At 48.4% G+C, this 25635-nt stretch carries 23 protein-coding genes; all 23 read left to right on the top strand.

The annotated features are described in order from the left end of the window. The first annotated feature begins 261 nt into the window (after positions 1-261). The 23 genes from EKM89_RS08855 to EKM89_RS08745 all read left to right on the top strand — a co-directional run bounded on the left by EKM89_RS08855 (position 262) and on the right by EKM89_RS08745 (position 25624). Complete coding sequence (locus EKM89_RS08855; protein WP_125687745.1) at positions 262-1671, top strand: APC family permease; 1410 nt, start codon at positions 262-264, stop codon at positions 1669-1671. Positions 1672-2081: 410 nt separating this feature from the next. Next, a complete protein-coding gene (locus tag EKM89_RS08850) occupies positions 2082-3104 on the top strand; it encodes a lipoate--protein ligase (RefSeq protein WP_125687743.1) in 1023 nt (340 codons plus the stop codon). A 385-nt stretch (positions 3105-3489) separates the two neighbouring features. Beyond that, positions 3490-4554, top strand: coding sequence for an LCP family protein (locus EKM89_RS08845; protein WP_125687767.1), 1065 nt, complete (start codon positions 3490-3492; stop codon positions 4552-4554). Between the two features lie 431 nt (positions 4555-4985). Next, positions 4986-6104 (top strand): UDP-galactopyranose mutase, encoded by a 1119-nt coding sequence (glf, locus tag EKM89_RS08840; protein WP_125687741.1) that lies wholly within the window; start codon positions 4986-4988, stop codon positions 6102-6104. A 29-nt stretch (positions 6105-6133) separates the two neighbouring features. Further along, entirely contained in the window at positions 6134-6772 is a 639-nt protein-coding gene (locus tag EKM89_RS08835; RefSeq protein ID WP_225421859.1) for a sugar transferase, read from the top strand. Positions 6773-7045: 273 nt separating this feature from the next. Beyond that, complete coding sequence (locus tag EKM89_RS08830) at positions 7046-8470, top strand: flippase (protein ID WP_125687737.1); 1425 nt, start codon at positions 7046-7048, stop codon at positions 8468-8470. Between the two features lie 25 nt (positions 8471-8495). Further along, positions 8496-9617, top strand: a complete 1122-nt coding sequence (locus tag EKM89_RS08825; RefSeq protein ID WP_125687735.1) for a MucBP domain-containing protein — start codon at positions 8496-8498, stop codon at positions 9615-9617. Positions 9618-9628: 11 nt separating this feature from the next. After that, positions 9629-10201, top strand: a complete 573-nt coding sequence (locus EKM89_RS08820) for a YveK family protein (protein ID WP_125687733.1) — start codon at positions 9629-9631, stop codon at positions 10199-10201. Then, positions 10194-11402 (top strand): hypothetical protein, encoded by a 1209-nt coding sequence (locus EKM89_RS08815; RefSeq protein WP_125687731.1) that lies wholly within the window; start codon positions 10194-10196, stop codon positions 11400-11402. The genes EKM89_RS08820 and EKM89_RS08815 overlap by 8 nt, the downstream gene beginning before the upstream one ends. After that, positions 11359-12519: a beta 1-4 rhamnosyltransferase Cps2T gene (gene cps2T, locus EKM89_RS08810; RefSeq protein ID WP_125687729.1), complete on the top strand. Its 1161-nt coding sequence runs from the start codon at positions 11359-11361 to the stop codon at positions 12517-12519. Before EKM89_RS08815 ends, cps2T begins: the two co-directional genes overlap by 44 nt. After that, complete coding sequence (locus EKM89_RS08805; RefSeq protein WP_125687727.1) at positions 12516-13667, top strand: glycosyltransferase family 4 protein; 1152 nt, start codon at positions 12516-12518, stop codon at positions 13665-13667. The genes cps2T and EKM89_RS08805 overlap by 4 nt, the downstream gene beginning before the upstream one ends. 15 nt (positions 13668-13682) lie before the next feature. Beyond that, a complete protein-coding gene (locus EKM89_RS08800; protein WP_164510557.1) occupies positions 13683-14621 on the top strand; it encodes a glycosyltransferase family 2 protein in 939 nt (312 codons plus the stop codon). A gap of 13 nt (positions 14622-14634) precedes the next feature. After that, positions 14635-15510 carry a glucose-1-phosphate thymidylyltransferase RfbA gene (gene rfbA / locus EKM89_RS08795; protein ID WP_125687723.1) on the top strand — a complete coding sequence of 292 codons (876 nt, stop codon included), beginning with the start codon at positions 14635-14637 and terminating at the stop codon, positions 15508-15510. A gap of 1 nt (position 15511) precedes the next feature. Further along, positions 15512-16384: a glycosyltransferase family 2 protein gene (locus tag EKM89_RS08790; RefSeq protein ID WP_164510556.1), complete on the top strand. Its 873-nt coding sequence runs from the start codon at positions 15512-15514 to the stop codon at positions 16382-16384. A gap of 12 nt (positions 16385-16396) precedes the next feature. Further along, positions 16397-17506: a glycoside hydrolase family protein gene (locus EKM89_RS08785; RefSeq protein ID WP_125687719.1), complete on the top strand. Its 1110-nt coding sequence runs from the start codon at positions 16397-16399 to the stop codon at positions 17504-17506. A gap of 23 nt (positions 17507-17529) precedes the next feature. Continuing rightward, positions 17530-18609 carry an acyltransferase family protein gene (locus EKM89_RS08780; protein WP_125687717.1) on the top strand — a complete coding sequence of 360 codons (1080 nt, stop codon included), beginning with the start codon at positions 17530-17532 and terminating at the stop codon, positions 18607-18609. Next, on the top strand, positions 18596-19330 hold the full coding sequence (locus EKM89_RS08775; protein WP_125687715.1) for an SGNH/GDSL hydrolase family protein: 735 nt from the start codon (positions 18596-18598) through the stop codon (positions 19328-19330). The genes EKM89_RS08780 and EKM89_RS08775 overlap by 14 nt, the downstream gene beginning before the upstream one ends. 206 nt (positions 19331-19536) lie before the next feature. After that, positions 19537-20118: a dTDP-4-dehydrorhamnose 3,5-epimerase gene (gene rfbC / locus EKM89_RS08770; protein ID WP_125687713.1), complete on the top strand. Its 582-nt coding sequence runs from the start codon at positions 19537-19539 to the stop codon at positions 20116-20118. A 9-nt stretch (positions 20119-20127) separates the two neighbouring features. Then, entirely contained in the window at positions 20128-21159 is a 1032-nt protein-coding gene (rfbB, locus tag EKM89_RS08765; RefSeq protein ID WP_125687711.1) for a dTDP-glucose 4,6-dehydratase, read from the top strand. Positions 21160-21263: 104 nt separating this feature from the next. Then, a complete protein-coding gene (rfbD, locus tag EKM89_RS08760) occupies positions 21264-22106 on the top strand; it encodes a dTDP-4-dehydrorhamnose reductase (protein WP_125687709.1) in 843 nt (280 codons plus the stop codon). Between the two features lie 37 nt (positions 22107-22143). Then, positions 22144-23127, top strand: coding sequence for an LCP family protein (locus EKM89_RS08755; RefSeq protein ID WP_125687707.1), 984 nt, complete (start codon positions 22144-22146; stop codon positions 23125-23127). A 716-nt stretch (positions 23128-23843) separates the two neighbouring features. Next, the gene (gene glf, locus EKM89_RS08750) at positions 23844-24962 is read left to right on the top strand and encodes a UDP-galactopyranose mutase (RefSeq protein ID WP_125687705.1); all 1119 of its coding nucleotides are present in this window, start codon (positions 23844-23846) and stop codon (positions 24960-24962) included. A 23-nt stretch (positions 24963-24985) separates the two neighbouring features. After that, positions 24986-25624, top strand: coding sequence for a sugar transferase (locus EKM89_RS08745; protein WP_318530997.1), 639 nt, complete (start codon positions 24986-24988; stop codon positions 25622-25624). The last annotated feature ends 11 nt before the right edge of the window (positions 25625-25635 follow it).

The following is a 25635-nucleotide window of genomic DNA, read 5'->3' as shown; positions in this document are numbered from 1 at the left end:
TTCTAGCTGCAGTATTGCTGCTCCAACAGTCGCACTAGGTGTTTTAGACCTTTCAAGGTGTTTAGCGACGGAAGATCTGCCATTTCGACTGGTCAGCCGACCGTTGTTGGGCTTGGTGCTAATGTCACTGCAACTACCCCAACAATCCCCGCAGTATGCGTTTTTAAGCCACTTTCCCCTTGACAATTCACACAAAAATAATTAAACTATGATAATTAGTCTAATCGAATTTTAATCATTAATCAAAAAGGAGGAATTGGCTTGGGACGACCACATCAACTATTTATCAAAAAACAAGTACAAACGGACTTGTATAAGAAAACGGGGTTGGAGAAGACCTTAACGGCGTTCAGCCTGACCACGATGGGAATCGGTGCCATCGTTGGGTCCGGGATCTTCATCACGCCCGGCCTGATTGCCGCGAACTATACCGGTCCCAGCGTCATGCTCTCCTACCTGATTGCCGTGGTCGTCTGTGCCATGGCCGCGCTGTGTTATTCCGAGTTTTCCTCGACGATTCCACTAGCGGGGAGTGCCTATACCTATGTTTACGCCGTCTTCGGTGAGTTCGCCGCTTGGATTCTCGGCTGGGCGCTCATTTCCGAGTATCTCTTCGCTGTGTCATCGGTGGCCGTGAGTTGGTCGTCGTATTTTCAAAATCTGCTGGCGGGCTTCGGGTTAAAATTGCCACCATTTTTCCAAGCTGCGGCGGGGACCGCGGGTGTTAAGGGTGGCGGTATCGATATCGTAGCCCTGGCAATCACCATGATTGTTGCTTGGCTCTTGTCCAAGGGGATTCGTGAGTCTGCACGCATCAATAACATCATGGTCATCGTTAAGATTCTAGTTATTCTTCTGTTTATCGGGATTGCGGTGTTTTACGTGAAGCCAGCCAATTACAACCCGTTTCTCCCATTTGGGACACAAGGAATCTTCAAGGGGGCCGCAGTCGCCTTTTACGCCTACATCGGATTTGACGCCGTGTCCACCGCTAGTGAGGAAGTCAAGAATCCCAAGCGTAACATGCCCATCGGGATCATCAGCTCGCTGTTGGTAGCCGCCGTGCTTTACATCAGTCTGTCGGCAGTGTTGGTCGGGGTGGTTCACTATACGAAATTAAACGTGGCCGATCCGGTCGCCTTGGCGCTGACACTGATCCATCAAAACTGGGCGTCCGGCGTGATCTCATTTGGAGCTATCGTGGGGATGACGACCGTGCTTATTGTCATGTCTTACGGTGGTACGCGGTTGTTGTTTGCTATTAGTCGTGACGGCCTGTTGCCAAAGTCGCTGATGAAATTAAATCCTAAAACACACGTACCGGTGGCCAATACCTGGATCTTTGGGATTATCGCCAGCATCTTTGCGGCCGTGATTCCAATCGATAAAATTGCGGAATTGGTCAACATCGGGACGTTGTCGGCGTTTGCCATGGTATCGCTAGGCATCGTATTCCTGCGTCACGACGAGCGATTCAAGAAATTAGATACCTCCTTCAAGGTACCTTGGTATCCGTTCCTGCCAATTGCGTCGTTCTTAGCTTGTCTGTACTTGATGACGCAACTACAGCCGTTCACGTGGGAAGCGTTTGGCGTGTGGGTCGTGTTGGGTCTCATCGTTTACGCCGCCTACGGCTATCATCACAGCCGGGTGCGCGAACTGATGGACTAAGCGTAGAAATCGTTAGTCCATGAAGTCGGTCACGGATTGTAAGTCGTCTAATGTGTAGCGCTTACATTCGTGGTAGAATAGTTTTAGCGCTTTCAGTGTTTGCGAGTAGCGTAGTGGTCAACTGCTGGCTAGGGGCTGTCATTGCGCTAAAGTTGTGGTATTAACTAGCTAGGCAGTGACGGTTAGTATTCAGCGCTCTGGCGGCCGGGGATTAGCCGTTGAATTCTCTTGACGGAGTAAACTTCTCCGGGTAGGGAAAGCCGAGCTTTAAGAACGGTCCTTCAGCTGAAAGCTGCGCTCACAGCGTTCCAGTCCATCAAGGCCAGAAGCGAGCGAACACAACCACTACCTTGTTTTTACCACGAGCAAACACCGCCAAAAATAAGTAAACCTAAGAGGGATGACCTAAGTTGCGTTACCTAGCAAGTGAGAGTTTAGACATTCGAGAGAACCTGGCGTTGGAGACTTATCTGATGGAACACGCCGATCTCACGGAACCGATTCTGTATTTCTACATCAATTCGCCCTGTATCATTGTGGGCCGCTACCAAAACGTGTTGGCGGAGATCAACCAGCAGTATGTCGATGACAACCACATCATCTTGACGCGGCGGACGTCCGGCGGGGGCGCCGTGTATGACGACCTCGGTAACGTCAGCTTTAGTTTTATCACCAAGGACGATGGCGATGCCGTGGGCAATTTTAAACGCTTCACCGACCCTGTGATTGCCGCGCTGCATAAGATGGGCGCGACCGGAGCGGCGATGACCGGACGCAACGACTTGACCATTGACGGCAAGAAGTTCTCTGGCAATGCCATGCACGTGGAGAACGGCCGAATGTTCTCTCATGGGACGTTGATGTACGACGTCGATCAGACACAAATCGCCAAGTCGCTGCGGGTGCCAGCCGATAAGCTAGCGTCCAAAGGCGTCAAGTCGGTACGAAGCCGGGTGACCAATCTACGACCGTACTTTGATGCCGCTTACCAACACCTGACAATTGCGGAGTTCCGGGATACGTTAGCCAAGGAAATTTTGAACGTGACGGACCTGCAAGAAGCCCATCAGTATCACCTGACCGCGGCCGACAAACAAGGTGTGGCGAATCTCAGTGCCCAATATTTCAAGAACTGGGACTGGATCTACGGCAATGACCCGGCTTACAGGTTGAAACGGCGGCAACACTTTACGGCGGGGACGGTTGAATTTGATTTGAACGTTGATCAGGGGAAGATTCAAGCCATCCAAATTCACGGCGACTTCTTCGGTCAACTGCCGATTGCAGACGTCACGGCCAAGCTGACCGGAGTGACGTACACGTCTGCGGCCGTCCAAGCAGTCTTCGACGGTTTAGATGTGCCGAGCTACTTTGGCAAGATTTCGGCTAAGGAGCTGGTCGACCTGTTGACGCGTCAGCCGCAGGGGAAGTAAAGACAGCAGACTTGAAGCGTTACTGCAGAGACGGTAACGCTTCGTTTTTAAGCCAGTAGTGTGGGGTGTTGATTGCAAAATGGGTAAAGCGATTAGCGGCGTTGAACCCGGTACGATGGTAGCAAGAGGTTCAGCGGGGTAGACCAGGCAAGGATGATGGTCAACTGCGCATTAGACTGGCCGGTAATAACGCTCATCGCCAGCTTTTGCCAAGGTCACTCGTACCACAAATATTTCTATATTTTCCTTAAGCTTCACCAGAGATTAGGAAGTATTAAGTCTCAACCCCTATAATGGTCAAGTCGATAATGACCAGAATAATTAAAAGCATCAACCGCCCGGTAGTCTTGCGGACGGACTGAAAGGGTGGTTACAAACCATGGATATGAAACGGCGGCAACGGCCGCATAAAAAGCGTCATCCCATTCGCAACATCATCATCGTCTTGATTCTCGCCTTAGTTGCGGGAGGGTCGGCCTACGGGATGAATAAATACCAGAGTATTAAAAATACCGTTAAAACGACGTATAAAGCCTCAGGAGCGACCAAGCTGCGAAATGCAAGTGCAGTCCTGCAGGCGAAGAAGCCGGTCTCCATCCTCCTGTTAGGGACGGATACGGGGGCCTTGGGGCGAAACTTTAAGGGCCGGACGGATAGTATGATGGTCGTGACCATTAATCCCAAGACCAATAAGACGACGATCACCAGTATTCCACGGGATACGGCGGTCAACGTACCGGGTTTTGCGGATTACGGTGTGGCGAAGATCAATGCGGCCTACGCATGGGGGCAGTCTAAGACGGCGATTACCACGGTTCAGAAGATGTTGAACATCCCCATCGACTTCTACGCCATTATCAACATGGGTGGCATGGAAAAGATCATCGATGAGGTCGGTGGTGTGACCGTGAAACCAACGTTGAGCTTTAGTTATGGGGGGTACACGTTCAAAAAGGGCGTGAAGACCCACATGAACGGTAAGAAGGCGTTGGCCTACTCCAGAATGCGCGACGACGATCCCAAGGGGGACTATGGTCGGCAAACGCGGCAACGGAAGGTCATTATGGCCCTATTGAACAAGTCGGGGTCGGTATCCTCGCTGCTAAATGAGGAATTCATCAGTTCACTGACGAAGCAGACACAAACGGATCTGACGTTTGACGACTTAACGGCCTTGGCGACCAACTACCGCAAGGCGACACAAGCCAAGAACATTAAAACGACCCATATTCAGGGGTCAAGCGAGACCATCAACAATCAGAGCATGGAAGTGGCTTCGAAGTCCGAACTCCAGCGGGTGACAAACTACATTCGCAAGGCCCTGGGGCTGAGTCATGCCACGACGGGAACGATTGCCCAGATGGACACGGATAGTAATGGGACCACGAGTAATTCAGGGTCGACCGGTGATAGTAATACCAACAATGGGGACCCGAACAGCGGTTATTAGCATAGCATCACAAAGAGTCTGTCTCACACCAAAACGGTGTTGGGGCAGACTTTTTGTGTACCTGAAAAGATAAGGATAACATCAGTTAACGAGATACACATATAAGCAAAAGTGTAACGTAATCGTTTTAATTAGAGAAGTTCATCCATAGTATAATGATGGAGAAAAATTGGAATTTCTGTTGTAAACAGCGTTTAGTCTAGTGATAGTGGGGATATGTTATGACGATTAACTAACATATATACCATTTATAGGGTACTTGTGATTTACTTTTACGAGTGTCAATTTATACTCGGTTTTAGGCTACAGTTTGGTTTACATCATTATTGAGAACAACAAGCAGTCTTGGGGGAGTAATAGAACGCCATTTTTTTGTGTCCACGCTAGGCATGGTGCACGACTGGCATTGTAGTTAGGGGGATTAAGTTAAGTTGACTAAGGATGATTACCTAGTTGTCGGGGCTGGTCTCTTTGGTGCGGTCTTTGCGCATGAAGCGGCGTTACATCATAAGCGGGTCACAGTGATTGAGAAAAGGGACCACGTTGCTGGGAACATTTATACCAAAGAAATCGATGGGATTCAGGTCCATCAGTATGGCGCCCATATTTTCCACACTTCCGATCAGGAAATCTGGGATTATGTGAATCAATTTGCGACGTTTAATCGCTATACGAATAGTCCGCTGGCGAGTTACCAGGGGAAAATGTACAACTTGCCTTTCAATATGAATACCTTTAGTGAGCTGTGGGGTGTTCGGACACCGGCTGAGGCTAAGCAAGAGATTGAACGTCAGCGGGCCAGTCTGCAATTGACCGGTGCACCGAGAAACCTGGAAGAACAAGCAATTTCGTTGGTAGGCACGGATATTTATGAAAAATTGATCAAAGGGTACACAGAAAAGCAGTGGGGCCAACAGGCCAAGGACTTGCCCGCCTTTATCATTCGGCGCTTACCGGTCCGGTACACGTTTGATAACAATTATTTTAATGACACCTATCAGGGTATTCCAATCGGGGGTTATACCCAGATTGTGGAAAAGATGCTGGCTAGCGACCTGATTACGGTTGAAACGGGTGTGGATTTTTTTGATAACCAGGCGCAATACCTGAAGACATATCCCAAAATTATTTTCAGTGGCATGATCGACCAATATTTTAACTATCAGCTGGGTGAGCTGGCGTATCGGTCCCTGAAATTTGAAACGGAAGAGTTAAACGTTGACAACTATCAAGGAAATGCCGTGGTTAATTACACGGACGCAGCAACGCCGTTTACCAGAATCATTGAGCATAAGCATTTCGAATTTGGTCAAGGTGACGCAGGCAAGACGATTATCACCCGCGAGTATCCAAAGGCCTGGCAACGGGGCGATGAGCCATACTATCCAATCAATACTGTAAAAAACAATGACCTTTATAAGGCATATGCAGCCTTGGCTAAGAATGAAAAGAATGTCATTTTTGGGGGCAGACTGGGGCAATATCGGTATTTTGACATGCACCAGGTCATTCATTCGGCGTTGGTAGCGGCAAGAAAGGAATTAGAGTGATGAAAGTTTGGGGAAGGGGGATCTCCAAAGTGACAGCTGATCCAGATGGCGTCCAGAAAAAACGAGCTTATCACATTTGTAAACGTGTCTTTGATTTGATTATGAGTTTGGTTGCCTTAATTATTTTGTGGCCAGTTTTTTTAGTCATCGCGATTGCGATTAAAATCGACGATCCGCGTGGGGGTGTGTTCTATTCTCAAACCAGGATCGGCAAGGATGGCCGTCGATTTAAGATGTTTAAATTCCGGTCAATGGTGACGGATGCCGACAAAAAATTAAAAATGTTGTTAAAGTACAACGATGTTGATGGCGCCATGTTCAAGATGAAAGAGGATCCCCGAATCACCAGGGTGGGAAAGTTTATTCGCAAGCACAGTCTGGATGAACTTCCCCAGCTGGTGAACGTCCTTTTGGGTAACATGTCACTGGTCGGACCGCGACCACCACTGCCTAGGGAGGTAAAGGAGTATGGCTTGGCAGACGTGCAGCGGTTGTCAGTCGTGCCAGGCTGTACCGGTTTATGGCAGATCAGTGGGCGAAACAATGTGAGCTTTGAGACGATGGTTGCGTTGGACCTGAAGTATATCCGAGAGGCCAACATCTGGGTCGATTTTGTGATTCTGCTCAAGACATTTCGCATCATTATTAGTCCCAATGATGCCTATTAGTAAGCTTCGCGGTGACTTACTGATGTTGGGGGGCAGTTCAGTGAGCCCTACGCCTTACCGGCCGCCGGATATGGACCGGAAGGGTACGGGCAACTCACATGAACCTAATGGTATGAATGTTTGGCGGACGGGATTGATTCTTACTGGTAAGTAACTTAGTCAGCTGAACCCGGCGCCGACAGATAATGGTCATCCTTGCTGGAAAACAGGACGTTAATGGTGACGATAATTAAATGATTCACTGATACGTAAGGGCGATTGGAGTTTAATGGCATGAATGTTGTTCGCAACTATATGTATAACGCGGGATATCAATTGCTGACGCTGATAGTTCCCTTTATCACGGTCCCTTATATTGCCCGGGTTCTCGGACCTGAGGGTGTCGGCATTAATTCGTATACCAATTCCATAATGACGTACTTTTTGCTACTGGGAACCTTAGGAATCACGGTTTATGGTAACCGAGAGATTGCGTATCATCGTGATGATTTCGAACAACGCACCAAAACTTTTTGGGAGATTGAGCTCCTGCAAGTAGTCACGGTCGTTGTCGCGTATGGGTTGTTTGTAATCTTCGTTTTATTTCAAACCACCTATAAAGGTTATTTTCTGCTCCAGTCGCTGTGGATCATCGCGGGTGTCTTCGATATCTCATGGTTGTTTATGGGGATGGAGGATTTTAAAAAGACGGTTTTGCGGAATTCATTGGTGAAGATTGCCTCTTTGATCGCGATATTCACGCTGGTTAAGAGTAGGTCTGACGTTGGCATTTACATCATGATTTTAGGTGCAGCCCAAGTTTTAGGTAACCTAACGCTTTGGCCGTATTTACACACTGTCGTGGGAAAACCGAAAATTAATTTTGCAGGCATGATAAGTCATCTTAAACCAACTATCGTGTTATTTATTCCACAGATTGCGACGCAAGTCTATCTGCAGCTGAATCGAACCATGCTGGGACAATTCGACTCCGTGACGGCAGCCGGTTACTACGATTTTGCGGATAAGCTGGTCAAGATGGTCTTGGCGGTGATTACTGCCACCGGGACGGTGATGTTACCACACATGGCACATCTAGCGGCGCAGGGAAGTCAGCGGCGATTGAACCGACTGCTGTATAAATCATTTAGTTTTTCAAGCCTGTTGGCGTTGCCCTTGATGTTTGGTTTAGCGGCGATTGCCAACTCGCTGGTTCCCCTGTACTACGGGCCAAAGTTTAGCATTGTCAGCCAGTTGATCATCATCGAGGCGCCGGTCGCTCTGCTGATTGGGTGGAGTAATGTCATCGGCTTGCAGTACCTGATGCCCTTGAAACGCGTCAAGGATTATACCGCCTCGGTCACGTACGGGGCGTTGGCTAATATTGTCATCAACGTGCCGTTGATCATGACCTTAGGGGTGAGTGGCGCGACGATTGCGACGGTTATTTCGGAAGTGGTCGTGACGGCGTATCAGCTGTTTGTGATTCGAGATATGGTTAGTTACCGCAATCTATTTGCCGATGGGTGGAAGTTTCTAGTTGCCGCTGTGACAATGTTTATTCCTGTGTTTTGGCTGAACATGACCATGAGTGTCACGGCCGTTAGTTTAGCACTACAAGTGACATTAGGAATCGGAATCTACTTTGGGATTTTGTCGATATTGAAGCCAGATATTCTTCGGGATGGTCTTTACTTTTTGAAAAGCCGACAGAAGTGATGGGAGAAGTGGAGGTCCTTGTTAGATGAATCCGAAACAACGAAGTGTTATGTGGAATAGCCTGATTGTGACCGCCCTCCTGCTCGTCATCGGTCTAGTAAGTTACTTTAATTCGAGCAGTACCATTATTGTTAATTTTGTGGATGAGAATGGGACACCGATGACGGCACCGCTAAAGACGGTTGGGCGAACGAATTCAATTTACAAGTTGACGGCTTCACGGATTCCTGGGTACACCCTCAAGCGGGACCACTACAAGTTTAGGTATGCGTACGGGACCACGCAGCGACAAGTGGTCTATCATCCCAAGACGGTGGCGTCACTGGACAACTTGTTGAAGGCCAAATACATTGGCGTTTCCGCGCAGGACGTCACAACCAAAACGTTCAATGGTGTCCAGTCGGTGCCATACGACCAAAGTGATAACCGGTTACGGATTCTATACGCCGACAAGTTGAGTGACTGGCATACCTTCAGTATCAACTATCCCAACGTTGATATTCAAGATCCAACCTTATTCAAGCTAGGGGAGTTTTGGTTCATCGCGTATACCGGTGGCGTCCTCCGTTCTACGGATCTGAGTAACTGGGAAGTGATTAAGACGAATCCGTCCAAGAAGTATCAAGAGATTATCGCGCCGGCCTTGGTGCACGTTGATACGAAGACCAGCATGGTGTTTATGGCACCGGCGCCTAAGGGCCATACGTTGGAAAGTTTCGTGGCCCCCTTCAACGATAGTACCGGTCAGCCCAAATTGACAAAGGCGAAGCGGATTCGCGGCGTCGATGGGGCAAGTATGTCCGCCAGCCTGTATAAGGGCCGCGATGCCTACTACTTGACCTATAGCGCGCAAGATTCGGGGATTATTTACATTAAAAAATCCAAAACGCTTACTGGAAAATATCAGTTGGTCCGGAAGATTGTTCCAGCAAAAGGCAGTTGCTATTATGCGCCGAGTTTTGCTTTGAATGAGGCTGGCAAGGTTCGGGGCATCGTCTATAGCTCATACTATTACGATGAATCGAGTGATCTGGCTTACAATGGCGCGTTTATGCAGTCCAAGATTTTGACGAAGACCACGCCAATCACGTTAGGTGGTCAGTTTGCTTTTCAAAAATTTGGCGTTATCAAGCTAGGCGCTGATTAGGAGGAAGTCGGTTGGAAACTTTATACACCTTTTTTAAAACCATTAGAAAGGACTGGCCACTATTCCTTTTCCCAATCATCGCGTGTCTGGCATTTGCTAGCATCTTTATTGGCGATAATCAGTCGGTTTTTGTGAGCCGCATTAGCGTTCAAAATAGGGGGAACCGGCAGTGGGATTCGCTATCGATTCCGGTGTATCAGACGATGTTAAAGAATCCAACGGTGATTCGCTCGGCGCAGACTGCCTTGAAAAAGGACTACAACGTTGAGGTCAGCCAAGCGCAATTGATTCGTAGCATCGAGACGCAACCCGTTGTTCACGGCAACGCGCTGACAATTACATCGACAGCGCGTGACCCCCAGTTGGCGATGGCCATGGGAAAACAGGTCACGGCGAGCATGTATTACACGTTAACGACCTACTTACCAACCAAAGACGTGCGAATTGATCAGCACACGAGTTTCAAGCAGCAAGGCGCCAGTGTCGGCTATGCGTTGATAATATCACTTCTCTTGGGATTGGAAATTGGCCAGGTGTTACGGCTACTGATCAGGCGGCGGGGAAAGGGGGAGTTAGATGTCTAATCATTTGAAACATCCGCAGCGAATAGCGCAGTTGTCGCTGGGCATCTATTACCTGGGAACGTTCCTGTATATTGCGTATACCTTCCTGCAAACAACCCTCTTCTCCGCTCTGATCCCAAACGCCGTCTTTAGTCTGGCTAAGTACCTCTGTTTGGCACTATTTGTCGGGCGAATTTTGACGAATAGATACAGCGACCGGCAGCTATTAGGTGTTTTTGGGGGCTTGCTACTGGCGGTATTGATCTATCAAAACTCGGGGGACACGTCAATCGTGGTGTTGATGCTGTTTCTGCTCAGCAGCCTGAATTGTCGGTCCAGTACCGTGATTAAAATTTACTTTTGGACGGCACTGGGACTGATTGCACTCACAATTGGAAGTGCCTTGGTCGGCATCGTCGATAACTATCACTATCAGGTTAACGGGAGTACGCGTTATGCCTTCGGTTTTTTGTACAGCACCGACTTTGCGGCGCATATTTTCTATCTGTGTCTAGCGTACGTGTACGTTCGCGGGAAACGTCTAAAAAAGTTGGAGTTCCTAATTCCAGTGGTATTGGCCATACTCGTGTTCCTGCTGACAAAGGCGAAGTTGGATACTGCACTGCTGATCTTAATTCTGTTAGCCGCGATGGACTACCGGCGACTGTCGAACACGCAGATGAAGAAGTTCGATCGCTGGCTATACCTATTTCCCGTACTCATGGCCGCCTTATCGATTGGTGCGTCGTGGCTCTTTACGCCAACAAATACAATTTTTGTCAAAATCGATGGCTTCTTTACGCATCGCTTGGCAATGGGGCATTTGGCGCTTTACGAGTATCCCATGCGGTGGTTTGGCCAGTATGTTTTCCAGCAGGGAAGTGGGGGGCTGACCTTTCCAACAGGACTAACAACGGCCGGCACAAACCTGTCGTACTTCTTCATTGATTCCTCGTATATCAAGGTCTTACTGAGTTTTGGAATCGTTTTTCTGGGGTGTTACCTGTTTGGCTTGAGTCATGCCATTCGTTTCAACGTGGAACATCAAGCGTACTTATTACCACTGGTCTTAGTCATCATTTGTATCTCAAGCATCATTGATCATCATCTGCTAGATATTGCTTACAATCCGTTTGTCATCTGTGTCTTAGCTAATAATGCTGTGGGGAGTGTTGGAAGTGAAGAACGTTTATATCATTGGTTCAAAAGGGATTCCCGCTAATTATGGTGGGTTTGAAACGTTTGTTGAGAACTTGACGGGGCTAAAGAAGTCACCGGCATTACATTACTATGTGGCTTGCTTAAGCGAAGAAGAGAGCACCTTTTCGTATAATGACGCCACCTGTTTCAATGTGCCCGTGCCAAACGTTGGGCCGGGGAAAGCGATTCTGTATGATTTGAAGGCTTTGAAATGGGTGATTGCCCACGTCAAAGAAAATAACGTGAAGTCGGCGGTGGTGTACATTCTGGCCTGTAGAATTGGTCCCTTTCTGGCCCCGTACCTAAGAAAGTTACATCAACTGGGCGTCGCTTGTTATCTCAATCCGGATGGTCATGAGTGGCTGCGTGCGAAATGGAGCAAGCCCGTGCGTCATTACTGGAAGTTGTCCGAGAAAATGATGGTTCGTCAGGTTGACCTGGTCATCTGTGACAGTATCAATATCGAAAAATACATTCACAAGAACTATGAGAGTAACCGGTTGCAGACCTGTTTCGTGCCGTACGGAGCAACCGTGGCGCACGGAAAAGGCCAGGTCACGGTGGACCAACAAGCGTGGTTTGATCATCGTCAGGTAGAGCTGAACGCGTATTACTTAGTCGTGGGGCGGTTTGTCCCAGAGAACAACTATGAAACCATGATTAAGGAGTTCATGCGAAGCAAGACGCAGCGTAAATTGGTCATCGTCACCAACGTCGAACAGAATAGGTTTTACGACGATTTGGAACAAGAAACGCATTTCAGTCAGGATAGCCGCATCCAATTTGTCGGCACGGTCTATGATCAAAAGTTATTAAAGGTTATCCGGGAGAATGCGTTCGCGTACCTGCATGGCCATGAAGTGGGGGGGACGAATCCCTCTTTGCTGGAGGCCTTAGCGTCGACGCCCTTAAATCTCTTGCTGAACGTTGGCTTCAACCATGAGGTCGGGGCAGCAGCGGCGAAGTATTGGACCAAGAATCAGGGCTCGTTGTCGAAGCTGATCAATGAGGTTGATACCTGGGATGACCCCCAACGCCAGGCGTACGGGACGCTTGCCAAGGATAGAATTACCCAAGCCTACAACTGGGACAACATTGTCAGCGAGTACGAGGCGATTTTTCTGGGGGAGAAATCATGAAGACAATTCTATTTCTCCACGCTGGTGCGGAACTCTACGGTGCCGATCGAATCCTATTGAACTTGGTCACCGAGTTGAATCCACACGAATTTCATCCAATCGTGGTCTTGCCAACACGGGGGCCGTTGGTCGATGAACTACGGCAACGACACATTGAGGTCCACATCATCGACTACCCTATCCTGCGGCGAAAATACTTCAATCCACGGGGGATGTTACGTTACTTGAAGCAGTATCGGCATAGCTGTCGCCAGATATTTGCGTTGCTTAAACAGCAGAACGTGTCCATTATCCATGCCAACACGTTAGCCGTTTTGGAGGGCATTTATCTCAAACGGTTATTGCGAGCAAAGCTAGTCTGGCACGTCCATGAGATCATTACGTGTCCCCGGATTGCATTCTTGGTAACGTCGTTTGCGGTCGGCCGGTTTGCCAATCAAATTGTGGCCGTTTCAAAGGAAGTTCGGGACCATTTGGTGAGCTCGAAACTGGTGAATCCGCGAAAAATTCGGGTCGTCTACAATGGCGTCGATACGGAAAAGTTTCGCCCAATGCCGGTTTCGGCGAACCTGAGAGCGGAATTTCAAGTGCATACCGATGCTATCGTCATCGGTATGGTTGGACGCATCAATGCTTGGAAGGGGCAAACGACCTTGCTCCAGGCAATGATTCCCTTACTGAAGAGCAATCCCAAGCTAAAACTTATCTTTATCGGTGGTGTCTTTGCCGGTGAAGAAAAGCGTAAGCAAGATTTGGAGACAGCGATTGCTGGGAGTCAGGTGGCCAATCAGATAGTCTTAAAGGATTTTAGGAACGACCTCCCCAGCGTGTATCACCTGTTCGATGTCTTTGTGTTGCCCAGTACGAATCCCGACCCGCTGCCGACAGTCGTCTTGGAAGCAATGGCGGCGGGCAAGCCAATCGTGGGATTCCGACAGGGGGGCGTAATCGAGATGGTTCAGGAAGGCCTTAATGGTTTTCTCGCCACCCCGATTGACGTGGGCGAGCTGACCCAGTGTATTCAAAAATTGGTTGACAGCGCTGACCTGCGTTCCCGAATGGGGGCTGCTTCACGCGCACGGGCTATACGGTGCTATTCGCCGCAGAAGTTTATCAGGGCATTCGAAGATATTTACAATCAACAGTAGATGGAGTTGGATGGGTTGAAAAAAGCAGAAGATGTTGCTATCTTAATGTCGACTTTTAATGGCGCAGACTATATTGAACAGCAGATCAATACGATTCGGGCACAGAGTTATACGGCGTGGACCCTTTATATCCGCGATGACGGGTCAACCGATACCACGGTCAGTCTCATTCGTCAGCTCATGTTGACCGACCAACGAATCGTGCTGTGTGCAGAACCGAATCCTGTTAATTTGGGGCCGGCGCGGTCGTTTATGACGTTGCTGGCGCAGACTGAGGCGGACTACTATTTATTCGCGGATCAGGACGATTTTTGGTTGCCTGATAAGATTGAAAAGACGCTGAACGTGATGCGGCGGTTGAACCAGCATGACCCGAACCTCGTGCATACCAACTTATCATTGGCGGACAAGGACCTAAACGTGCTGGTCACTAGCTTTAACGACGTCGCCTATGACGATGTTCAGTCGCTGCTGTTAGCGAACGACATCACGGGGTGTACCGTCATGATCAATCGTCAGCTGCGCGAACTGGTTAGACAAGATTGCGATATTCCCTGCATGCACGATATGTGGTTAGGATTGCGAGCTGTCATGTTTGGCAACGTTGCCTATCTCAAGGAACCGACGATCCTGTACCGGCAGCATGGGAGCAATGTCGTGGGGTCAACCACCAGTAAAGTGGCTAAGGTCAGGACCTTTAATTCCCCGGCAGAAAAAGAGCGGTTGGTCACAACTGTCTTAACAGCAAGGACACTACTGAAACGGTACGGGAACCATTTCAGCGCAGCGGAGAGACAGACCTTGCTAACGTTAGCACAACTAGGGCAGGTGTCTTTGCCGAGGTCCCTATGGCGAATCAAAAGGAATCGCATCTACAAACATTCTTTTTTAGCAACGGCGTCTTTCATCTTAAAATTAACGCTAAACTATTCAAGTTTGAAAAGTAACATCTAGGGGGAGACTGTGTATGAAGGGGATTATTTTAGCTGGGGGTTCTGGAACGCGGCTTTATCCGGTCACATTAGGGGTATCTAAACAACTCGTGCCCGTATATGATAAGCCGATGATCTATTATCCACTGTCCGTGTTGATGTTGGCGGGGATTCGTGACATCTTGATTATTACGAAGCCGAAGGACCAAGCGCAATTTAAAAATCTTTTGGGGGATGGCAGTCAGCTGGGGATTCATTTAGACTATGCCGTTCAGGAAAAGCCCAATGGCCTGGCCGAGGCATTTATCATTGGAAAAACCTTTATCGGCAATGACGCGGTCTGTCTGGTGCTAGGCGACAATATCTTCTATGGTAGTGGGCTAAGCACGCTCCTACAGCGGGCGGCAAAGTTAAAAAGCGGAGCTTCCGTACTGGGCTACCAGGTCACGGATCCGGAACGTTTTGGTGTTGTGAGTTTTAATGATCAGCACGAGGTCGTCTCGATCGAAGAAAAACCCAAGCAACCCAAGAGTAATTACGCCGTCACCGGGTTGTACTTCTATGATCACAACGTTGTCGACATTGCGGAGAATATGCAGCCGTCTAGTCGTGGAGAGCTTGAGATTACCGATGTGAATAAGTGGTACTTGGCCCATCATGAGCTGAACGTCACTTTACTGGGCCGGGGCTATGCCTGGTTGGATACCGGAACGCACGATTCCTTGTTGGCCGCCGCCAGCTTTATTGCGACCATTCAGTGCCGCCAGAATCTAAGAATTGCCGCGATCGAGGAGGTGGCTTACCGAATGCACTATATCGATGCGTCGCAGTTAGCGGTTTTAGCGCACCGGTTTGAGAAGAATGATTATGGTCAGTATTTGCTGAGAATCCTGAAGGACGATGGGGGATAGTATGGTGGAAAGTTCAGTTTGCGCCGTGGTCGTGACCTATAATCGCGTTGGCCTACTTCAGAAATGTTTGCACGCCATCTTAACACAGTCTGTGGGGGTGGCCCACGTTCTCGTCGTAGATAATCATAGTACGGATGGGACGCCCAAAGTCGTTGCCGGCATGACGGACAGTCGCCTTATTTATCGGCGGCTAGATGCTAATTATGGGGGTGCCGGTGGGTTTAAACGCGGGATTTCTGCGGCCATCCGCGAGACGGCAGACGACTTCTTTTGGCTCATGGACGATGATACGATGCCAACCCAGACAGCACTGGCGGCGTTACTTCAGGCACGTGAACAGGTTCCCCAATTTGGCTTCTTAACGGCCAATGTGCGCTGGAAGGATGATTCGCCAATGAACGTGCCTCCCATCGCCAGTGACTGGGCGGAGTCAACGCGTAATGGCGTCATCAAGGTGCATGAGGCCAGTTTTGTCTCGCTATTTGTTAGTCGGGCGCGGGTTCATGAGGTGGGTTTACCGTTTGCGGACTTCTATATTTGGCATGATGATACCGAATTTACCTTGCGGTTGGCCGAGGCGGGGAACGGTTACTATGTACCGAGTGCCATCGTGATCCACGAATCACAGAGCAACCAGGCCCCTTTGATCTACCGGGATGTGGCCGACCGGATTCCACGCTATTACTATTTGTATCGCAACGAAATGTACATTTGTCGCAAGCATAAGAGTCGTTTGACGCTGGTCAAGACATTTGTGCGTGACATCTATGTGAGCTTAAAGGTCATCCTGGTCGCCCCCGACCATCGTTTGAGTCGGAGCATCACAGTCTTACGGGGAACGATGAGCGGCTTGCACTTTGTACCAAAAGGGTAGGTGAACGGTGACTTGAAATTTTGGCAGAAGATGCTGCTGGCGGTGAGCGCGTTATTGCTGATTGGCGCGGGCACCTGGTTACTGTGGCCACAATCAACCATTAAACTGACGATGCTGGATCAGCTGGGCACGCAGATTCAACCGGTCAAAACGGTCAGGGGTAGGGTCGGCAGTCGGTTAAGTCAACGACAACTCGCCGAGACGGGCTACCAGATTAGTGCTAGGCCAAAAATAAAGTTTAAGACCACCCCGCAAGCTCGCATTATCCGCTATCAACCAGCCTTAACTGGAAAACGCCTAAACCAAAAGTTGCGGGACTATCGCTATATCGGCGCGTCGTTTCAAGTGCTCAACGCGGGGTTAGGTCGCCATGAACAGAACTACAACAAGCTTGAAAGCGAGATGGACCGCTTACGAATTCTGCTGTCTAACGACGGCATCCACTGGGACCGGCTAGCCGTAAACTATCCGAATCTCGCGGTCCGTGATCCCAACATCATCAAGATTGGCGATCGATGGTGGGTGATCTATACGAAAGGGCTCATGTGGACGACCGACTTTCAAAAGTGGCATCAGGTCGTCAATCCGGGATTTGACCCGAATCAGCAGTTCCAGAAGGTTTGGGCACCGGAAATCTATCGTGCCAAGGATGGGGCTTACCACGTCGTCAGTGCCAACTCCACAGACGGGGTGACCTTTCAGCTGTACGATTATGGGTTTAACCCCCAAACTGGGGCAATGACTGCTCCGCAAGCACTAAACGTGAGGGGAAACTTTCCGAATTTAATTGACCCCCACATTACCTATCAACATGGAAGCTATGAGTTGTGGGCAAAAGATGAGCAGCGTCATCAACTCGTGAGGGCCGTCTCATCTGATGGCAACACCTTTACAGGGACGCGGGCGGTGGCGTTACCCATCAAAGTTGGGCAGACACCAGAAGGGCCGACCGAATTACAGCATGGCCGGCAGAATCTCCTGTATTTCGATTTGTATGACCAGCGAGAGACGTTCTATGGTGTGCAGGCCGTGGTCTTTAAAAACAATCAAGCCGTGTCCAAGCGGTATCCGCTGCAGGCCGACTTTATGGTTCGTCACTTTAGCGTGTTCGTCATGCGCTAGGTCCGGGTAAGGAAGGTGAGATCGTGAAGAAAAGAATCATGTGGATCGATGTTGCGCGGGCGATTGCGATGCTGTGTGTCATCATTGGGCACTCCTTATATCAATATACGGATTCAACATTTGGGAACATGATTTATAATTTCCACATGCCACTGTTCTTTATCTTTAGTGGGTATCTCTATCATATGAAGCATTGGGATAAGGAAGCCCGTGGTGCAGGATTAAATCTCCTTCTACCGTACTATACGACCGCTGGGCTAATGGGATTAGTTTTTCTGTATCGGGAATTTTTTCCGAAGTTTTTGGCCGTCGGGTTTCCACCATCGGCTAAGGCACTGCTGAATATGACCTTGTACGGGGTGGGTGTGACGCCGCGAACGCCTTTTCCTACGACCGTACTGGCTATCGGTGCCATCTGGTTTTTAATGGCACTGGCCATTGCCGATATGGTATTTAACCTTGTGATGATTAAGACACAAGGGTCTCCTTCACAAAACATTAGTCGGCTTCTCATCTTCGGCACGCTGGCAGGGGTGGGCCGGCTGATCAGTACCTATTGGTTACTGCCGTTGTCGATCAATTCCGCACTTTTCGCGCTGGTATTCATGTACATTGGCTATTTGGCAAAGGATGGGGCGCTACTTGAACGTCAGAGTGGCAAATTATTCATTATGGCGTTGCTTATCTGGCTGGCCGTTTCGACCCAACAGACATTTTATCTGGTGTCGCTCGAGACCCCAGACACCCTCTTAGCCATTGTGGGTGCTGTCGCGGGAACGTTTGCGGTTGTCAAGTTAGCGCAGGGATTGACGCACTTAAAACTAACGTCACGGGTCATGGCGTTCTTGGGACGAAATTCGATCATCATTTTGTGCTTCCACAGCATCGATATTATGTTTTCAAACGTCCCGAATCTGATCATGACGGCTGGATTCACGACCAATGACTATTTAAAAATTGTGTTAGTCGTGCTGTACAGAATGATCATTCCGATTATTGCGGCCATCGTGATCCCCCACATTCCCGTTCTGCGTTCGCTTTTCCTCAATAGAGTCTATCCATTTAAAAAGAGGGGCCGTGTGAATAAAAATGCTAAAACCTAGAAATATTATCGTGTCACTGTTGGTGGCAGTTATCGTGTTGTTGACCGCCACGGCCTGTACGCATAAACAAACGGCATCGGATTCAGTAACGACGCCGCCGGGACAAATCGCCTTCTTTGGTGATTCAATCACGGCGGGGCTATTACCCGGCGGCCAACACGCCAAGAAAAATTATCCGTGGTGGGTCGGCAAGAGTCTGGGGGTCAAGGTCAGCGACTATGCGCGTGATGGCGGTAAAATCGTTGGCGACAGCGATAGCGACTTGTTACCGGCACTGAAGGCGCATAATCTGAAGGGCGTTCGCACGGTGGTTCTCGCTTATGGAATCAATGACTATAGTGGCAATTCGAACTTAAATGCCGTGACGGCCAGACTGCTAACGGCCATTCAGTATCTTCAGAAAAGCTACCCCAAGATCAGAATAATCGGTATTCTTCCACAGAGTGCCTTTGTCGTCCCGGTTCCCGCGGCAAATACCGCTGGGGTTGCCATGCAGACCAAGAATAAGGCCAATTATACGGAAAGTGAATTGTGTGACAACTTAGCGACCGTCTATCAGAAACTGAATGTACCGGTCCTAGACTGGCGGCCAGATTCGGTCATCAATGCGAATAACGTTGATCAACTTACCTGGGATGGCGAGTTGCATCCGAACGCCAAGGGGTATCAAATCATTGGGTTACGCGTGGCGGCGTTTATCCTGCAGGACGGTGACGCTTAAGAAGTGGGTGCCAACGAGCGATTAGTCGATGAAGATTATGGGGCCAGCACGTGGTGGGCTTTGGTCGTCTCGTCAGGTGGCAGCAAGTCTGTCCACCCACAGGCACCCGGTTTGATAAGGAGCGGCTGGAAATTCAAATAACCTGGTGATTTCAGCTATAGAGTTGCGCAGTAGCTTACGAGTGGGGCAGTATTGGAGGAAATAATATGGGAAAACTAAAAGTAACGACAACCAAGTTACAGGACGTCAAAATTATCGAACCAGCCGTGTTCGGTGATCAACGGGGTTTCTTCACGGAAACCTATTCGGATCGAGATTTTAAGATGGCGGGCATTGATTATGACTTCATTCAAGATAACCAATCTTTGTCAGCCGATGCGGGGGTCCTGCGTGGTTTGCACTTTCAGCGGGGTAAGGCGGCACAGACTAAGCTGATTCGCGTGGTCTCGGGAGCAGTTTTAGACTTAATCGTTGACGTGCGGGCGGGTTCACCGACCTATAAGCAGTGGGAAGGCTACATCATTTCGGCCAGTAATCATCGCCAACTGTTGGTGCCAAAAGGGTTTGCTCATGGCTTCGTGACGTTAACGGCGAATGTTAATTTTCTCTATAAGTGCGATAATTATTACGATGCGGCGGCCGACGGTGGCTTTTCGTTTAAGACGCCGGAACTGGGGTTGCACTGGCCAATCGACTTTGATCAGGCAATAACGTCGGTCAAGGACGCCAATCAACCGACATTTGCGGAATTTGAGCAGAACAATCCATTTGTTTATGGAGAAATCTAAGGGAGAACGATGATGAAAAATTTGATTGTGACGGGCGGTGTCGGCTTTATTGGGTCCAACTTCGTTCGTTATGTCGTTGAAAATCAGCCGACGGTCCATGTGACGGTGCTGGACAAGTTGACCTATGCGGGAAATCGGGCCAATCTGGCCGGCCTGCCAGCGGACCGGGTGGAATTAGTAGTCGGTGACATTTGCGATGCACCCTTGGTTGAGCAGTTGGTCCGGCGGGCAGATGCCGTCGTGCACTACGCGGCCGAGAGCCACAATGATAATTCACTGATCGATCCGGCGCCGTTTATTCAGACGAATATCGTTGGGACGTACACGTTGATTCAGGCCTGTCGTAAGTACGACGTGCGCTTCCATCACGTGTCGACCGATGAGGTGTATGGCGACTTGCCACTACGGGCGGACCTGCCGGGTCATGGTGAGGGCGTGGGTGAAAAATTCACACCGGATAGTCCATATCGTCCCAGTAGTCCGTACTCGTCTTCGAAGGCGAGCTCGGATCTGCTGGTCAGGGCGTGGGTGCGCTCCTTTGGCCTGAAAGCGACGATTTCCAACTGCTCAAACAACTATGGGCCCTATCAGCATATTGAGAAATTCATTCCGCGCCAGATCACCAATATCTTAAGTGGAAGCCGGCCTAAGCTCTACGGCACGGGGAAAAATGTGCGGGACTGGATTCATACCAGTGACCACTCGCGGGCGGTCTGGACGATCTTGACGCAGGGGAAAATCGGTGAGACCTATTTGATCGGGGCCAATGGTGAACGGGATAATCAAGCGGTTTTGGAAACCATTTTGCGATTAATGGGGCAACCGGCAGATGCCTATGACCGGGTCAAGGATCGTCCGGGACATGATCTGCGGTATGCCATCGACGCCACGAAGCTTCGTACGGAGTTGGGCTGGCGACCAGAGGTGACCGACTTTGAAACGGGCTTGCAGCAGACCATTGACTGGTACCGGACCCATGAGGACTGGTGGCGGGCAATCAAGGCGCAAGTTGAAGCCAAATACGCCAAGAACGGTCAGTAAACTTTTGAATGAGAATTGCGAGTTAGATTGTGTCCTGGCACGGAAGACGTGCTAAGGTATGGGGTGAATTTGGGACCAGTAAAAAATGCGGGGATGTGTTCTGAATGAAGATTTTAATAACGGGGGCCAATGGGCAGTTGGGGACAGAACTTTGCCACCTGCTGGACGCTAAGGGAATCGACTACACGGCGACAGGCAGTGCACAGCTGGATATCACGGATCGCCAGCAGGTGGCTGGTTACTTTGCCCGCGAGCGACCGACCGTCGTTTACGATTGCGCGGCGTATACCGCGGTCGATGCGGCGGAGGAAGAACCGGGACGAGCCGTCAATCAAGCGGTCAACGTGCGGGGCACGCAAAACTTGGCGACCGCGGCGGAAAGCGTTGGCGCAACGCTGGTGTATGTCAGCACGGACTATGTGTTCGATGGGACCAATCCAGTAGAATACCTGGAAAGCGATACGCCTAATCCACAGAATGCGTACGGTCGGGCAAAACTGGCGGGCGAACGGGTAGTGCAGACGACGATGTCTGCCTACTATATTGTCAGAACGTCTTGGGTGTTTGGCGCGTACGGTAAGAACTTCGTCTACACGATGCAGAAGCTAGCGCAAACCCACCATGAACTGGCTGTCGTGAATGATCAGGTGGGGCGGCCGACTTGGACGCGGACGTTGGCAAAATTTATGGTGTATTGCCTGAATGAAAAGGTGGCTTATGGACTGTACCAGTTGTCGAATACGGGGAGCTGTTCCTGGTATGAATTTGCGTGTGAAATTTTGCGGGACCAGGACGTCAAGGTTAACGCGGTCGAGTCGGCACAGTTTCCGCAGAAGGCGTATCGGCCGAGACATGTTGTGATGAGTTTGGCCAAAGCCGAAGCGACGGGGTTTAAACTCATGTCGTGGCGGGATGCGCTGCATGCGTTTCAAGCACAGATCAAGTAAGCCCATACTGTGGGGAGTAGAAAGGTGGAGCGGTAATATGCAACATGGAAAAAAGACGCAGCACAAGGTGCGAAACACCATTCTAATCGTGATTCTGTTGTTACTGGTGGGGACCGGAGCCTTCGGGATGGTCCGGTATCAGAGCATTAAGGGTTCGGTGGCGAAGACCTTTAAATCGGCGGGCATTACCAAGGAACGCGACGTGAACGGTCAATTAAGCGGCAAAAAGCCCATCTCCATCTTGTTGCTGGGGACGGATACGGGCGAGTTTGGCCGGAGTTATAAGGGACGGACGGACAGCATGATGATTATTACCGTTAACCCCAGCACAAACAAGACGACGATGACCAGTATTCCCCGGGATACGGCGGTCAGCATTCCGGGCTTTACGGACGTGGCACCGTCGAAGATCAATGCCGCTTATGATTGGGGCCAAGCGGGAACGACCATTACGACCGTGCAGAATATGTTAAATGTGCCGATCGATTTCTATGCGCTGATCAACATGGGCGGCATGGAAAAGGTTATCAATAAGATTGGTGGTGTCGATGTGACGCCAACGCTTAGCTTTACGTACGAGGGCTATACGTTCAAGAAGGGCGTCAAGCTGCATATGAATGGTAGCAGAGCGCTGGCCTACTCGCGGATGAGGTACGAGGATCCATTAGGTGACTACGGTCGGCAAACGCGGCAACGGCAGGTTTTGATGGCACTGGTCAAACAGAGTGGATCGATTTCGACCTTACTAAATCAAGACTTCATTAGCTCGTTGTCGAGTCAGGTGCAGACGGATTTGACCTTTAGCGATTTGACGTCGTTAGTTAAGAATTACCGTAAGGCGACGGGGGCCATCCAACAAACCCACTTGCAGGGAACTGGTAAGATGATTGGCGGTCAGAGCATGGAGGTCATGAACAAGACTGAATTGCAACGTGTCACGGACTTTGTGCGGGATGGACTGGCGTTGCCACATAAGGCGACGGGGAAGATTGCGTTGCCGTCGGCGTTTGGTGAGAATTAAAGGACTAGTGAGTTCAAGCAAAGAATTTCAAGAGTGATAGAATTCCCGTTTATTACTGGTACTTTACAAAATATACTGACCTAAGTGAACTACAGTCAGAAAATACATCGATGAAGGGTTATTGTGGGCTTGTTAAACAAGTAGTAGAGTATGAGAATGAGTTCAGAATACGAACGATAACAAATGCTAAACTATATCAGAAAACAAGTCGAGTTACTCAGACAGGCTCGAAGGTCAGCAGAATAGCAGATATAAGCAATGACAACGTAGCAATGATTATAAAAAGGAATGTCTCACTTCATGATAGTGTGGAGACATTCCTTTTTTATTTGTAGAAAAATCCGAACGTAGGAGTAGTTGAATCCTTAAGGCCATCATAAAAAACGTAATAAGATTGTCTTAATCAAAGACACTGAACTATAGTATAATAGTCAAGGAAAAATTAAGAAGTGTAGTAAAGCCTAAAGAAAATTAAAAATGATATAAGAAATATGCTTGTGATTGATTACGGAAGATGCTATTACGTTGCGTATTTGGCAGTACTGTTGTGGCTTTATAGTTAATGTGGTGATGATTCGTGATCTGTTAATGATTTATTTACAATGCTATTGGGAAGATAAGTACTTTTGAGCGAATGAAAGAACATGAATTTTTGTCTATTTGTTTGGGTTAAAATAGTGTACATAAGACATTGTGTTTAGGAGGATTAGGTTAAGTTGATTAAATATGATTACCTGGTTGTAGGGGCTGGCCTTTTTGGAGCAGTTTTTGCACGTGAAGCGGCGTTACATAATAAGCGGGTTAAAGTTATTGAAAAGAGAAATCACGTTGCTGGAAACATATATACTAAAGAGATTGATGGTATTCAGGTACATCAGTATGGTGCACATATTTTCCATACTTCCGATAAAAAAATATGGGATTATGTGAGTCAATTTGCTACGTTTAACCGATATACGAATAGTCCAGTAGCTAACTATAAGGGGAAAATGTACAATCTTCCGTTTAACATGAATACTTTTAGTGAATTGTGGGGAGTTAGAACACCAGAGGAAGCTAAGAAGGAGATTGAAAAACAACGTGCTAGTTTGAAGCTAACAGGTACTCCAAGAAACTTAGAAGAGCAGGCTATTTCTCTTGTTGGGATGGATATCTATGAAAAATTAATTAAAGGGTATTCAGAAAAACAATGGGGACAGAGTGCTGAGAATTTACCAGCTTTTATAATTCGCCGATTGCCAGTCAGGTATACATTTGATAATAATTATTTTAACGATGTATACCAAGGAATCCCAATCGGAGGGTATACACAGATAGTTGAAAAGATGCTTGATAGTGAACTCATTGACGTCGAAACTGGAGTGGATTTTTTCAATAATAAGGATGAATATCTTAGTGGTTATCCGAAAGTCATTTTCAGCGGTATGATTGATCAATATTTTAATTATCAACTTGGCGCACTGGAATATCGTTCTCTGCATTTTGAAACTGAAGAGTTAGATACTGATAACTATCAAGGAAATGCTGTAGTTAATTATACAGATGCGGAGACCCCCTTCACCAGAATAATCGAACATAAACATTTCGAATTTGGTAAAGGAGACAAGGGGAAAACGATCATTACGCGTGAATATCCTAAAACTTGGAGACGTGGGGATGAACCGTACTATCCGGTAAATAACGTAAAAAACAATGAACTTTATAAAAAGTATGCGACATTAGCTAAGAATGAAAAGAATGTAATCTTCGGTGGAAGGCTTGGCCAGTATCGATATTTTGATATGCACCAGGTGATACATTCGGCATTAGTAATGGCGCAAAAGGAATTGGGTTAGTTAAGGTCTGGGGGATTTTCGTAGTGACAATTGATACAGATAGAGTACAGAAAAAAAAGATTTATCATTTTTGCAAACGGGTATTTGATTTTCTTGTTAGCCTGATTGCGTTAATTGTCTTATCACCTATCTTTTTAGTGATTGCTATAGCAATTAAGCTTGATGATCCAAATGGAGGGGTGTTCTATTCTCAAATCAGAATTGGCAAAGATGGACGTAAATTTAAAATGTTTAAGTTCCGTTCGATGATAAATGACGCGGATAAAAAGCTAAAAGCACTCCTGAAATATAATGAAGTTGATGGTGCAATGTTTAAAATGAAAGAGGACCCTCGAATTACAAGGGTTGGAAAATTTATTAGGAAACATAGTTTGGATGAACTACCGCAATTAGTGAACGTACTTTTGGGTGATATGTCGCTTGTCGGACCGCGGCCACCGTTACCTAGAGAGGTAAAGCAGTATGGGCTGTCTGATGTGCAACGATTATTAGTTGTGCCTGGGTGTACAGGACTGTGGCAAGTTAGTGGAAGAAATAATGTTGGTTTTGATACGATGGTTGCACTGGACTTGAAGTATATTGGAGAGGCTAATATATGGATTGATTTTGTTATCCTTCTTAAGACATTTCGCATCATTGTCAGTCCTAATGATGCCTATTAAGCTGTTATGGT

This window comes from Levilactobacillus fujinensis (genome assembly GCF_003946335.1).
In the GTDB taxonomy this organism is placed as follows: Bacteria; Bacillota; Bacilli; order Lactobacillales; family Lactobacillaceae; genus Levilactobacillus; species Levilactobacillus fujinensis.
This window is presented reverse-complemented; position numbering and strand designations above follow the sequence as displayed.

Excerpts from the sequence above, each read along its gene's own strand:
- rfbC (WP_125687713.1), top strand. The coding sequence starts at position 19,537 with ATGGGAAAACTAAAAGTAACGACAACCAAGTTACAGGACGTCAAAATT.
- EKM89_RS08775 (WP_125687715.1), top strand. The coding sequence starts at position 18,596 with ATGCTAAAACCTAGAAATATTATCGTGTCACTGTTGGTGGCAGTTATC.
- rfbB (WP_125687711.1), top strand. The coding sequence starts at position 20,128 with ATGATGAAAAATTTGATTGTGACGGGCGGTGTCGGCTTTATTGGGTCC.
- EKM89_RS08790 (WP_164510556.1), top strand. The coding sequence starts at position 15,512 with ATGGTGGAAAGTTCAGTTTGCGCCGTGGTCGTGACCTATAATCGCGTT.
- rfbD (WP_125687709.1), top strand. The coding sequence starts at position 21,264 with ATGAAGATTTTAATAACGGGGGCCAATGGGCAGTTGGGGACAGAACTT.
- EKM89_RS08825 (WP_125687735.1), top strand. The coding sequence starts at position 8,496 with ATGAATCCGAAACAACGAAGTGTTATGTGGAATAGCCTGATTGTGACC.
- rfbA (WP_125687723.1), top strand. The coding sequence starts at position 14,635 with ATGAAGGGGATTATTTTAGCTGGGGGTTCTGGAACGCGGCTTTATCCG.
- EKM89_RS08805 (WP_125687727.1), top strand. The coding sequence starts at position 12,516 with ATGAAGACAATTCTATTTCTCCACGCTGGTGCGGAACTCTACGGTGCC.
- EKM89_RS08755 (WP_125687707.1), top strand. The coding sequence starts at position 22,144 with ATGCAACATGGAAAAAAGACGCAGCACAAGGTGCGAAACACCATTCTA.
- EKM89_RS08815 (WP_125687731.1), top strand. The coding sequence starts at position 10,194 with ATGTCTAATCATTTGAAACATCCGCAGCGAATAGCGCAGTTGTCGCTG.
- EKM89_RS08830 (WP_125687737.1), top strand. The coding sequence starts at position 7,046 with ATGAATGTTGTTCGCAACTATATGTATAACGCGGGATATCAATTGCTG.
- EKM89_RS08845 (WP_125687767.1), top strand. The coding sequence starts at position 3,490 with ATGAAACGGCGGCAACGGCCGCATAAAAAGCGTCATCCCATTCGCAAC.